This window comes from Rhodobacteraceae bacterium LMO-JJ12 (assembly GCA_021555075.1).
Taxonomy (GTDB): Bacteria; Pseudomonadota; Alphaproteobacteria; order Rhodobacterales; family Rhodobacteraceae; genus JAKGBX01.
The window spans coordinates 273046-285464 of sequence record JAKGBX010000003.1 but is presented as its reverse complement, the minus strand read 5'-3'; the positions used below and the strand labels follow the sequence as shown (position 1 = coordinate 285464).

At 54.7% G+C, this 12419-nt stretch carries 8 protein-coding genes and 1 pseudogene; 4 read left to right on the top strand and 5 right to left on the bottom strand.

Going from position 1 to position 12419, the window contains the following annotated elements; translation table 11 throughout:
• Nucleotides 1-322: 322 nt before the first annotated feature.
• The 4 genes from LZG00_17625 to LZG00_17610 all read right to left on the bottom strand — a co-directional run bounded on the left by LZG00_17625 (nt 323) and on the right by LZG00_17610 (nt 5965).
• Entirely contained in the window at nt 323-3436 is a 3114-nt protein-coding gene (locus tag LZG00_17625) for an efflux RND transporter permease subunit (protein ID MCF3595808.1), read from the bottom strand.
• Nucleotides 3433-4704 (bottom strand): efflux RND transporter periplasmic adaptor subunit, encoded by a 1272-nt coding sequence (locus LZG00_17620; protein MCF3595807.1) that lies wholly within the window; start codon nt 4702-4704, stop codon nt 3433-3435. Before LZG00_17620 ends, LZG00_17625 begins: the two co-directional genes overlap by 4 nt.
• A gap of 18 nt (nt 4705-4722) precedes the next feature.
• Nucleotides 4723-5289, bottom strand: coding sequence for a cytochrome b (locus LZG00_17615; GenBank protein ID MCF3595806.1), 567 nt, complete (start codon nt 5287-5289; stop codon nt 4723-4725).
• 112 nt (nt 5290-5401) lie between these two features.
• Nucleotides 5402-5965, bottom strand: coding sequence for a hypothetical protein (locus LZG00_17610; protein MCF3595805.1), 564 nt, complete (start codon nt 5963-5965; stop codon nt 5402-5404).
• A 242-nt stretch (nt 5966-6207) separates the two neighbouring features.
• On the opposite strand from LZG00_17610, the gene LZG00_17605 reads away from it, so the two are divergent.
• From LZG00_17605 to LZG00_17595, 3 genes are all read left to right on the top strand, one after another.
• Nucleotides 6208-6927: a response regulator gene (locus LZG00_17605; GenBank protein ID MCF3595804.1), complete on the top strand. Its 720-nt coding sequence runs from the start codon at nt 6208-6210 to the stop codon at nt 6925-6927.
• Nucleotides 6924-8288 carry an ATP-binding protein gene (locus LZG00_17600; protein MCF3595803.1) on the top strand — a complete coding sequence of 455 codons (1365 nt, stop codon included), beginning with the start codon at nt 6924-6926 and terminating at the stop codon, nt 8286-8288. Before LZG00_17605 ends, LZG00_17600 begins: the two co-directional genes overlap by 4 nt.
• A gap of 199 nt (nt 8289-8487) precedes the next feature.
• On the top strand, nt 8488-9750 hold the full coding sequence (locus tag LZG00_17595; protein ID MCF3595802.1) for an Hsp70 family protein: 1263 nt from the start codon (nt 8488-8490) through the stop codon (nt 9748-9750).
• 648 nt (nt 9751-10398) lie between these two features.
• On the opposite strand, the pseudogene LZG00_17590 reads toward LZG00_17595, so the two are convergent.
• Nucleotides 10399-10533, bottom strand: a pseudogene (locus tag LZG00_17590) (IS6 family transposase).
• Nucleotides 10534-10843: 310 nt separating this feature from the next.
• Between LZG00_17590 and LZG00_17585 the strand changes: the two are divergent.
• On the top strand, nt 10844-12412 hold the full coding sequence (locus LZG00_17585; protein ID MCF3595801.1) for an ABC transporter substrate-binding protein: 1569 nt from the start codon (nt 10844-10846) through the stop codon (nt 12410-12412).
• Nucleotides 12413-12419: the final 7 nt, after the last annotated feature.

Here is a 12419-nt window from a genome sequence, read left to right as displayed (position 1 = left end):
TACACTTAAGCCGTCGGGCTCAGGTTGGCTCGTTGTTCGACAAACGCATACCTGTCGGCCCGCAAAGCGGAGTGGCGCGCCATTTCTACAAAATCATCAAAGTCAGGTTTGCACGACGCAAGGCTGTCCATAGATTTGTTGCGCTTGCGTTCCAGCTCTCGACTTATTCAAGCAACTTTTCGTTCGAAGGCCGTGCGGACCCGTCACCGAAACCTTGAGCCGGGAGCGTTGCCAACGCAGCGCAACAATTAGATGTCGCGGACGCTTCGAGAAAAGCTCTTAACTCGTATTTACCTCGAAACGCTTTCATCAGACAATCTAATCAAGGTCGTGCGGAAATAGACTTCATCATGGCCGCATTTTCCCGGATCAATCGCTTGGACGCCATCCCTGGCTCGGAACCCCAAACCGCAATCCAGCGATAAAACACTGGTGTCAGAAACAGGGTAAAGACAGTGGCAAAACCAAGCCCACCAACGATGACCCAACCGACCGCGATACGCGCCTCCGCTCCCGCACCAGACGTCAAGATCAGGGGGAGGCCACCAAAAACAGTCGATACCATCGTCATCATCACCGGGCGGATGCGCAGACGCAGAGCGTCACGGATGGCGCTGTCGATATCCTGACCTGCCTCGCGCAGTTGATTGGCAAATTCAACAATCAGAATACCGTTCTTGGACATAACCCCGATCAGCATCACCAAACCAATCTGGCTATAGTAATTCAGCGATCCACCCGTCAGCGAAATTGCCAGAAGCGCCGCGGCGAGGCCAAACGGGACCGTCAACATGATGACAACTGCACTGGCTATGCTTTCAAACTGTGCGGCCAGCACCAGAAACACAACCACGAAAGCCATGCCAAACACCAGATACATACCCATCTGGCCGTCTGTCAGGGTCGCAGCTTCGCCAGTGAAAATGATACCCATCCCGTCGGGCAGCCGCTCCGCCGCAATATCGGTCAGGCGCGCCATTGAAGTTCCAAGATCAACACCTTGTCCAAGGTTGGCTTGAACCGAAACAGCAAGCGATCCACCCTGACGCTCGATTTCCGACTGACTGACGACCGGCACCAGCGTTGCAGCAGCCGAAAGCGGGATATAAGCGCCATCCGGCAAACGTAGAAAGATCGATTCAAGGTCTGAAGGGTCGTTGATCGGAGGGCCGCCCGGCACAACGTTTACGTCGGTTTCGGTGTCATCTTCAAACACTGTAACGGCGATATTTCCTTGAACCATAGCACTTACAGTCTGGGCGATTTCCGCCTCGCTCAAGCCAAAAACACGGGTCATATCCGGGTCCACCCGCAACTCGTATTGCGCCTGCACGCTGTCGTTGGAAAGTTGCGGGTTAATGAAGGTTTCGTCAGCCGACATCGCCGCAACCAGATCGTCGGCGGCATTTGTCATGGCCTCAACATCCGTACCAGTGACAGCAAATTGCAAGCCACGCCCAGCACCCCGGATATTCAGGCTGTTGGTCGATCTGGCACTGACCTGAACACCCGGCACATCTGAAAGTTGCTTGCTAACTTCTGTGATGATTTCTTGCTGGCTTCGCTCTCGCTCGCTCCAATCAGGCAGGCGCACGATGATAAGGGCGTTGGTCCCCCCCCAAATGCCAATGATACTTTGGACCGCCCTGACTTCTCCGCTTTCGTAGTAAGGTTTCAGGATCGCTTCGACCTGCGAAACCTGAGTTTCAAGATACTCAACCGTGGTGTCAGATGCACCCCGCGCCTGGATCAGGAAAAATCCCCGATCTTCATCGGGCGTAATGCTGGAAGATAGCGTTCCGGCGGCACCAACCGCAATGAATGCAAAGCCGGTAGCGACTGCCAGAACGATCAATGGCGTGCGAATTGCCCAATCCATTACCGCATCAAAGCCACGCGAAAGAGCGCCGGGTTTGTCTGGCACATTTGCTCGTTTCGGGTCGGGTTTACCGGGATCCAGGAACGCGGCAAGCACGGGCGTCAGTGTCAGCGCCGTAATGGACGACAAAGTCACTGCGAATGCCAAAACAAAGCCAAACTCGCTGAACACGCCGCCCGCCTGCCCCGGCAGAAAAGAGATCGGAATGAAAACAGCAGCCAGCGTCGCAGTGGTCGAGATGACGGCGAAGAAAACTTCATTTGTGCCGGCTGCGGCGGCAGCAAAGGCCCCCATGCCTTGCTTGCGTTTTCGCACGATGTTCTCGATCACGACAATGGCGTCGTCCACAACCATGCCTGTGGCAAGAACCAATGCCAGAAGACTGATAGTATTAACCGAAAACCCGGCCATCCAAATAGCCGCTATCGTCCCGACGAGCGCCACCGGGATCGTAACCGCCGGGATCAACGTGGCGCGGGGTGAGCGCAGGAAAGCGAAGATCACCGCGATAACGATCACAGTGGCCAAACCGATGGATTTGACCACTTCGTTGAGTGAGCCCTCGATGAATACACCATCATCGGACGTGATGATGAGATCCACATTTTCGGGGAGTTCGGCACGAAGCTCTTCAACGGCAATACGCACCGCCTTTGAAATTTCGAGCGTATTGCCCACCGACTGGCGGCTGATGTTCAACCCAATGGCCGGTTGGCCGTTGACGCGGGCAAAAACATCGCTGTCCTCTGGAACCACCTGAACGAAGGCTACGTCGGATACGCGGGTCGTGGCATTGATGAGGATCTGACCAACCCTATCAGTGGTCACTTCGGCGTTCCCTACACGCAACGCCACAGTTTGTGAGGATGTCTCCAACTCACCAAGTGGCGTGTCGTCACGCAAGGACGACAGCGCGTCTGCGACGTCGAACACCGTCAACCCACGACTGAGCAGCGATGGCATATCAAGGGTCACACGAAACTCGTTGGCCCGGTTTCCGCGCAAAGTGACTTCGGCAATACCGTCGATCAGGGACAGGCGATCATAAATGATCCCCTCGGCCAATTCGGTCATCTCATCAAAGGTGGCATCGCCCAATATAGCGATACGAATTATAGCATCTGCGTTGCTGTCGCTTTTGGTCACGATCGGGTCATCAATATCTTCAGGAAGCTGGCGCAGAGTAGCGGACACAATTTCACGCGCTTCATTCGCAGCGATATCGACATCCGTGCCTTCGGAAAGGTCTATCGTGATGCGGCTTGAGCCTGTGGAGGAGTTCGACTCGATATAGGACAGGCCCTCAAGCGCACTCAACGCGTCTTCCAAAACCAGCGTCACCTGCTCATCAACCGTTGCCGGAACCGCGCCTTCATATGTGGTTCTGACCGACAGCACAGGTCGGTCAACATCCGGCATTTCGCGCACATCCACCGCGACCAGAGCAGCAAGACCCGCAATCAGGATCAATAGACTGAGGACAATGCCCAACAAGGGACGTGCAACAAAAAGTGCAGCCATGCCGCGCCGGCCGCCTTGCAGTTTGGGGCTGCTCATGTTGGCTCCTCGGTCTCGGGTGATGTCTGGGTATTGAGTTGGCCAACATCAGGAGATGCAGATTGAGGTTCGGCTTCGGGCGCATTGTTTTCGGGTTCGCTTACCGGGCTATTTGCGGCAGTGATGCGCGCGCCCGGCCGCAACTTATGCGCACCTTCAGCGACAACCAGAGTTCCAGGGGCAATATCCCCTTCGATCCAAACCTGATCACCACGTCGAAACAGAATTGTCACCGCGACCGGTTCGACAACACCATCATTGCTGATCCAGATGCTCGATCCACTACGTGACCATGTGATTGCAGTTGAAGGAAGAACCGCCAGCGGTTCACTTTCGTGGAAAATACGAACAGAAAAGGTCATTCCCGGCCAAAGCAGAGCATCGGGATTTTCGACAAGCGCCTTGACCGTCACGCTACGCGTAACGGTATCGATACGGCTGTCGAAGGCCACGATTTCGCCTTCAAATGTTCGCCCGACAAATGACGGCGTGTTCGCAAGAACCCGCTGTTCCCTTGCCAATAGCCCGACAGATCGTTCTGGCAATTCAAACTCAACCAGCAAAGATTCGGAATCATCGATGGTCACGACGACGCTTTCCTCGTGCACCACATCGCCGATTTCCACATCGCTCAGACCCAGCTTGCCCGAAATCGGTGCGCGGATCGTTCGATCTCCCAACGCCACTTTGGCAAGCCCTACTTTCGCTTCCGCCAGGCGTTGCGCCACCCTCGCCTGCGAAAGCGTGACATCCGTGACCGTTGAGTTTCCTGTGGCCCTCAACCGTTCATACCGCTCCATGGTCTCGTTGGCCTGTTCAAGTTCTGTCTGTGCAATCTCAAGATTATAAACTTGTGCCCGCGCATCGAGTTGCACCAACACGTCACCAACCGAAACCAGCCGATTGGCGGCAAGGTTGGTTGCGACCACCTCACCCGAGACTCTCGCGATTACGTTGGCACTGCGCAAAGCACTGGCGCTACCAACGGCACGAAGGATGTCTTCGTAAGGTTGCATTTCCAGAGGGGTCAAAACCACTGCCGTTGCGTTGGCACCTTTTGCGCCCCCAGCCTTCCCCGCCCCTTGTTGAGAACCGCCGGTTTTGTCAGCTTGCTCACTGCCACCGGCTTGAAGACCGACAACATCCTCAAGATAAGCCGGAACGCCAAAGGCGGCATAATATGCTCCGGCGAGTATCAGGAGTGAAGCAACCAAAGTGACAAGCTTACGCATCCGAAAAATACCTTCATGCAGTTCCGGTTTGGCCATCTCGCCTGCCGGGTGACTTTAAATCGTTCGTCCGACCATGCGGCTCAGAGTTGTGTCTTTGTCGACGAATTGATGTCTAAGCGTTGCACCGACATGTAGGATCAGCAATCCGATAAGCGCCAAGGCAGTAAAATGATGCCCTGCACCCGCAAAATTCGCAACCCATTCCACCTTCTCCTGCGCGGGAATGATCACTCCAAAGGCGTTCACGTCTCGTCCACTATAAATCGACATCACGATACCGGAGAGCGGCATTGCGAAAACCGTGCCAAGCAATGCCCAATGCGTCACCTTTGAGCCAAGGGATTGCCAGCGCGGCATGGCTGATGCTGCGCGGGGAAAACCTTGCGCAACGCGCCAGCCAATCCGCCAAAGACCATATGCAAAGACCAGCACACCAATCGGTTTATGCCAATCCCGGATGGCGGCCACTACCTCACGAGAAAACGGGCCGTATTCCATTATCAGGCCAGAGATCAGCATTCCGATCATAGCGACCGCAACAATCCAGTGATTGATCCGCGAGATTAGACCATAGGTTTTGGGGCTATCGCACAGGTCTTTTGTGTCTGTCTGCTGTTGCATCTACCGATTTCCATTGTGCAGCGGGCACTGCTCTAAATCACGTTTTCATTGCCGTCGTGGTTTTCACTAGAATGGTTGCGGCGGAGGCTATTCAGCCCCCGCCACATCCTCGTCAGCCTCGGCGATCACCTTTGCGGGGGCCGTCGTGCCCTTTACCATTGTGACCTTTATGGTCACGTCCGGGCCGATCTTCACGGTCCAGCTGGCCGTCATCATTGCGGTCCATCCGCTCAACGATGTTGCCAAACCGTTTGTCCATCTCCGCCTGTGTCACCGCCCCGTCACCGTCTGCGTCAAGGTTTTGGAAGGCATCGACCATACGATCACGCGTCAAGTCGAGATAGATCGTCTCAAACTCATCAAGCGAGATGTCGCCCTCGCCCGACGCATCGGCATTGCTCACCAACCCATTGCGGAAGGTATCGACTTCCGCCTGCGTCACCGCGCGGTCGCTATTGGCGTCAACTTTTTGGAGGATCTGACCCATCATTCCGCGCCCGCCACGATCACCGTGACCTTTACGAAAATCGGCGCGCGTGACTTCAGGTGTTTGCGCTGTTGCTTCAACCTGAGCAGGTGCAGCTTGGGGCGCAGTCTGTGCGGTAGCAACCGTCAGACCAGACAAGATGGCGGCAACGGCAAGAAAGCTGCCGGGGAGGATTTTTGAATTTTTCATGTCGTATCCTTTCGGGTTTCTGCTGAGGCATTCGTTGCCTCGGTGAACCTCACTTAGGGGCTTTTGCGCCAAAAGGTTTGTCAGCGCCAATGCCACTTTGTCGTTATCTGTCGCAGGGTCGCGACCTGATACATCTTGCGACAATTCAGCTTCGAAACAGCCTGTCAGTTGGTTGATTTCCAGAGGGAAAAGAGCGCTATTGAGGGCAACGGAGTCAGAGCAGGCCTCCGAGGAGACACACAATGACCGACCCGATCGCGCCCCAAATCCTTATCGTCGACGATGCCCGCGACATACGCGAACCACTCGGGCAATATCTGCGCAAACAAGGTTTCAGAACGCGGCTAGCCGCACATGCCGCTGAGGCACGCGAGATTCTGGCCGAGGCCGCCATTCATCTTGTCGTTCTCGACATCATGATGCCGGGCGAAGACGGGCTGAGCCTTTGCCGTTATGTCGTCGCCCATGACGGCCCGCCCGTACTGCTGCTGACGGCCATGGCCGATGAAACAGACCGCATCGTCGGGCTTGAGCTTGGCGCGGACGACTATCTCGTCAAGCCCTTCAACCCGCGCGAGTTACTGGCGCGGGTACGCGCAATCCTGCGCCGCGCACCGCCCGAGATTGCCGCGCCACCAAGCGGGCGGCGGGCGTTTTCTGATTGGGTGCACGACCCTGACGCACTGAAACTGATTCACACGGATGGTCAGATCGTCGATTTAACCACCGCCGAGAACCGCCTTCTGGGTATTTTCCTCGACCAACCGCGCACAGTGATGAGCCGGTCGACCTTGCTCGACCTAACTTCTGGGCGCGAAGCAAAAGCGTATGACCGCGCCATCGACAATCAGATCAGCCGACTGCGCCGCAAGATCGAAGCCGACCCCAAAAACCCACAGATCCTCGTGACGGAATGGGGCGGCGGTTACAGACTGGTAGCGGACGTTGCAGAGGTCGAATGATGAACCGTCTTAAACGCCTGTTCCCGGATGCTTTGGCATCTCGCATCGTCCTCTTGCTGGCGATCACAATTCTTGTTGCCAACCTCATCGCGCTGGCCCTTCTCAGCTTTCAGCAGCAACGCTTTGATCGTCAGGCCAGCGAGGATCGTGAGATCGAGCGGATTGCGTCCCTCATCCCGGCTATGGAAGCCGTTGACGCACAAGTCCGGCAAGTGATCGCGCGAGATGCTTCGACAAGGTTCGCGAGGGTGCGTGTGGAAGATGCACCATTGTTGACGAAAACCGCCACAGACAGCCGTTCACGATATATTGCACAGGCGCTGAAAGAAACGTTGGAGCGAGAAGACGTGAATGTTGCTATCATTGATCGCCCGGTCCGGCCCGACGCGCCAAATCGAGGGGGCAGCTTTAAGACCGATCGTGTGATTGCCATTACCTTGCCACTCACGGCGCGAGATGAGAGGGCCGAATGGCTCAACGTCGTGACAAGCGGTGCGTCCGCGCGTCAGGGTCGTTTTGATGCAAAACCCTTTTTCACTGTCCTCGCCGCTTCTCTGGTTGGTGTGCTTGGCGTCTCAATCGCCCTCGCCCGTCATCTGACCAAACCACTCGGACAGTTTTCTGAGGCCGCGCGCGCCGCCGGCCGCGGCGACCGCACTGCAAGGGTTCCCGAAGAAGGCGCGCGTGAAATGCGCGAGGCGGCGCAAGCCTTTAACGCGATGCAGGCCGAAATTTCGCTATTTGACGCCGAACGCATGCGCATGCTCGCTGCCGTGGGTCATGACCTGCGCACCCCAATGACCAGCCTGCGCATCCGCGCTGAAATGATCGACGATGAAAGCCAGCGCGACGCGATGGTTCGCACGCTCGACGAAATGGCTGTGATGGCCGATGGCCTTGTCAGCTATGCAAAAGAAGGTCAGGACGGTGAAAAGACAACCACCCTCGACCTCGCCCCCCTCCTCAAGCAGCTTTGCGATGATCGCGGCGCTGTGTTCAATGCCAAATCAAAAGTCCAAGTGTCAGGTCGCCGCGTTGGGCTTGGCCGCGCTATTGGTAACCTGATCGACAACGCCAAAAGGTACGGAGAAGGTGCTACCCTCACGCTAACCCAAGACAAGGAAAACGCGATAATCACCATCGAAGACAATGGCCCAGGCATTCCGCCTGATCAACTCGAAGATATGTTTCGCCCATTCACACGCGGAGAGGGAAGTCGCAATGCTGAAACTGGTGGCGCTGGCCTCGGACTTTCCATTGCCCGCACAATCATCATCGCACATGGCGGTGGAATCACGCTTGAAAACCGTCAGACTGGCGGACTACGTGCGATAGTAACCCTGCCAGCAGTTATCACCTGATGCGGCATTGATGCCCAACTAACATGCGAAAGGAAATGCGTCAGGCTTGGTCAGGTTCTCACGCGACCTGCCCTGCATTCGGCTCTGGAAAACAAGCAATACCGCATCGCAGAATATGCCTGCCCATGGAGCACCTTGACGCCCATCCCATCTGCCAATACGCAGGCGCCTTCCCATTCCGAGGTCAGTTGGTTTCGTCATGTCTCATCACAGTCAAGTTCTGGGCATCGACTTTGGCACCTCCAACACGGGCGCTGCCTATTTGCGCGATGGATGTCCTCAACTGATCAAGTTTTCGTCGGGAAAAACAACTATTCCTTCGACATTTTTCTTCGATTACGAAACGCGGAAAACCTTGATTGGTGACCCCGCAAACCAAGCCCTACTGGACGGTGCCGATGGGCGCTTCATGCGAGCGTTAAAGCGTGTGCTGGGCACAACATTGATGCATCAGCCTCGTCAAATCCTGAACGAGCGCGTGACCTTCGTCGACATCATCGCGCGTTTCTTGCGTCAGATCAAAACCCAAGCCGAGGCTGAGACCGGCTTGATCTTTGATCAAGCCCTCGCCGGTCGTCCGGTGGTCTTTCACGCCACAGGTGATCCGCGAGAGGCACAAGCCGAAGCAGACTTGAAAACCTGCTACATAGCTGCGGGCTTCAAAGAGGTTTCATTCATCGACGAACCCGAAGCCGCTGCAATAGCCAGCGGCGCATTGGATCAATCTGGCGAAGTTGGTTTGATCGTAGATATCGGCGGCGGCACTTCAGACTTTTCAGTGTTTCGCTCAGAGCGCTCTGGCGTCGAAATTCTGGCCAATCACGGGGTTCGGATCGGTGGGACCGATTTTGATCGTGCCATCAGTATTGATCGGGTGATGCCCCTCCTTGGCAAAGGCGGCGAATTGCGAAATGCCATGGGGCCCGGCACATCACCTGTGCCCAACGCGATTTTCAATGACCTTGCAACATGGGAAAAGATCCCGTTTCTCTACACGCCCCAAAACCGGCGAATGGTTGACGAAATGATCGGCGTTGCCGTCGAAGCCCATAAGCTCAGCCGTCTCGGAGAGGTTTTAGAACACGAACTTGGGCACGAATTGGCCTTTTCTGTCGAGCAGGGCAAAATCGAGGCGAATGCGGGAAATGAACACTCGATGATTGCCCTCGATCAGATCGAGCGCGGCCTGTCGTCGCCGTTGCAACCCGAAACTCTAACGTCCATTCTCGCCCCCTTTTCCAAGACCTTGCAATTGGCCGCTCAAGACACTTTGTCCCTCGCAAGCTTGGACGCAACGCAAATCGAGCGGGTGATCTATGTCGGGGGGTCTTGCCTGATGACAATGGTAACACAAACCATGACGACGCAGTTCCCCCAAGCTCAGCATTCATTCAGCGAAGTTTTCACCGCCGTGACCGATGGTCTGGCGCTTGCTTCTTCGCACAAGTCACGAAAGAACTAGGGCCGTGACTAATCTTTATCGTCACCTATGTGAATTGGCATGCGAAATTGACCCCCTTGGGGGGTTATGAGCGCGCAAAACCGTGCCACCTGCCACGTTTGCATCCGCGCAGAATAGAGCGGAGGAAAGAGCAGGAAAGATTGATGGAAAGTGTATTGAAGATCCGGCGTTGGATATTGCGGGAGGGTCGCAGCAACGGATCTGTGGCGTGAGGAGACGCCAGCAGATTTTTGACGCACGACGGAGTATGAATCAATCTTGAGGTTTTCTCAGATCTCAGAGCATGTCTCGACAAACGCCAAGCGCTTGCGCACCCGTCACTTCAAATACCACGTCGTCCCACACAAAACAGCTTTGGACATACCATTTTCCAGATCGCCCAATGTAGAAAAAATGTGGCGCAAACAACGTAGCAAAACAAGGCTGCCCGAGCGGCTCCGAAGACAGCCGACACCTCAAGCGACGGAGATTAAGCGCAAAATTTGATTTCAACCGCAAGCGTGATGGCGGAGGGAACGCGACTGGTCGCGAACCTTCTCTACCTCCTAACTAATTGACTTTAAGTAGTTCTATATTCGATCCCCCCGAAGATCGATTGCGTTGAACTTCAAACGTGACACTTCAAGACTTTGACGTCGCGCCGCTACTGCTGATGTCAACACCACGTTCATGCAGTAGGCCCTCGACGTTCCAATGCGAGAGCGGAAACCGGACATACATCATCGCCAGACGAATGATCTCCAGATTGGTCTTGAAATAGCGAAATGGAGAGCGTTTTGTCATCCCGCAACGCTAGGTCACCGCCCTGCCCGCCTCAACTCGGTTTCCTCTGACAATGCCAGCATTATTGCCAGACGGATGATTTCGGGAGAGGTATTGAAGTTACGGAAGGGGCTGCATTTTGTCATCCGACAAAAGTAAACGGGTGCTCTTCCCGTCTCAGCCAACTTTCCTCCAACAGCGTCACCCAACGCTTGACCGCTCAAGTGTACCTATTGTTTTTCAAAAAAGTGGAACTTGTTACTGGGGCGTTTGTCCACTTAGTCTCCTGTGCACGTTCAAGAACCAGAGACCAGCAAATGGGAGAAGAACAATGAAAAAACTAGCAACACTCGTTGCGACGGCATTTATCGGCGCGACTTCTATGGCAGCAGCACAGGATGAGCCGCGCCACGGCGGTACACTACAATCGGTTTTATGGCCGGAACCTCCAGGGATCATGACCGGTATCTACACTCAATCGTCTGCCCTTCGACCGACGACCAAGATATTCGAAAGCTTGCTGACATATGATTTCAATCTAAACCCACATCCTAACCTTGCATCGTCTTGGGATATTTCACCTGATGGTCTCAAATACACGTTCAAACTCCGCGAAAACGTTCGCTGGCACGATGGAGAGCCCTTCACTGCAGATGATGTCGTCTTCACCTACGGTGACTATCTATTAGAGGTTCATCCTCGAGCCCGTACAGTTTTTGAGCGCACCGAAGTCAGCAAGGTCGACGATTATACAGTCACCTTTGATCTAAAAGAGCCATTCGCACCTCTAATCCGTAGCTTTGATCTGTGCTGCCTCATCGTGCCCGAACACCTCTACAAAGGCACCGACTACCGCGAAAACCCAAACAACCTTGCTCCTATCGGGACTGGCCCGTTCAAATTCGACGAGTGGAAACGAGGAGAGTATATTCATCTAGTTAGAAATGAAAACTATTGGGTCGAAGGCCAACCCTATCTTGATGACATTTACTACCGGTTTGTCCCGGATGCGGCATCACGTGCCCTTGCTCTAGAGACTGGGCAGATGCATCTGGCAACTCAAAACGATCTTGAAGTTTTGGACACCATGCGGCTTGTCGAGATGCCTCATCTTGACATGACAACCAAAGGTTGGGAGTGGGGTTCCCCAATTGTCTGGATCGAGATGAATCTGCGGAAAGAACCGTTCAACGACAAACGTTTCCGTAAGGCCATGAGTTACGCCCTAGACCGAAATTTCTTCCGTGACGTGGTTTTTCAGGGCATGGCAAGTGTTGCCACCGGGCCTGTACATTCTGCATCACCCTTTTACGAAGCTGACGTAACAGACTATTCGCAAAACCTTGATAAAGCGAAAGTTCTGCTTGATGAGATGGGTCTTACACCTGACGCAAATGGTGTTCGCACGACAGTCAAGCTCCTCGGTCTGCCCTACGGCGAAGTTTGGAACCGTGCCGCTGAGTATACACGCCAAGCGCTACGCGAAATCGGTGTAGAAGTCATCCTAGAACCCTCTGATCCAGCTGGTTGGGCCGCCCGAACACGCGACTGGGATTTCGAAATGACCATGTATTACCTGACGACTATGGGTGATCCGGCGCTCGGAGTTACGCGAACCTTCCTCTCCGACAATCAGAAGCAGGGTGTGTTGTTCACAAACCATGCCGGGTATTCCAACGCTCAGGTGGACGAATACTTCAGAAAGGCCGCTGTTTCGGTCGATGAAAACGAACGTCGGGAATTGTATTCGAAGGCACAGAAAATTCTCGTAGATGATGCCGCCGTTCTGTGGCTAGTCGAGCTAGAGTGGCCTACCGTCTTTAATACAAAGCTGAAAAACGCAGTGACCACCGCATCGGGACCGAACGGTAGCTTTGCAGATACTTGGCTCGCTGAATAGGATCTCC

What these genes read in the sequence shown, in the direction of transcription:
- LZG00_17610 (MCF3595805.1), bottom strand. Translation starts at nt 5,965, where the DNA reads ATGAAAAATTCAAAAATCCTCCCCGGCAGCTTTCTTGCCGTTGCCGCC.
- LZG00_17615 (MCF3595806.1), bottom strand. Translation starts at nt 5,289, where the DNA reads ATGCAACAGCAGACAGACACAAAAGACCTGTGCGATAGCCCCAAAACC.
- LZG00_17605 (MCF3595804.1), top strand. Translation starts at nt 6,208, where the DNA reads ATGACCGACCCGATCGCGCCCCAAATCCTTATCGTCGACGATGCCCGC.
- LZG00_17595 (MCF3595802.1), top strand. Translation starts at nt 8,488, where the DNA reads ATGTCTCATCACAGTCAAGTTCTGGGCATCGACTTTGGCACCTCCAAC.
- LZG00_17620 (MCF3595807.1), bottom strand. Translation starts at nt 4,704, where the DNA reads ATGGCCAAACCGGAACTGCATGAAGGTATTTTTCGGATGCGTAAGCTT.
- LZG00_17585 (MCF3595801.1), top strand. Translation starts at nt 10,844, where the DNA reads ATGAAAAAACTAGCAACACTCGTTGCGACGGCATTTATCGGCGCGACT.
- LZG00_17625 (MCF3595808.1), bottom strand. Translation starts at nt 3,436, where the DNA reads ATGAGCAGCCCCAAACTGCAAGGCGGCCGGCGCGGCATGGCTGCACTT.
- LZG00_17600 (MCF3595803.1), top strand. Translation starts at nt 6,924, where the DNA reads ATGATGAACCGTCTTAAACGCCTGTTCCCGGATGCTTTGGCATCTCGC.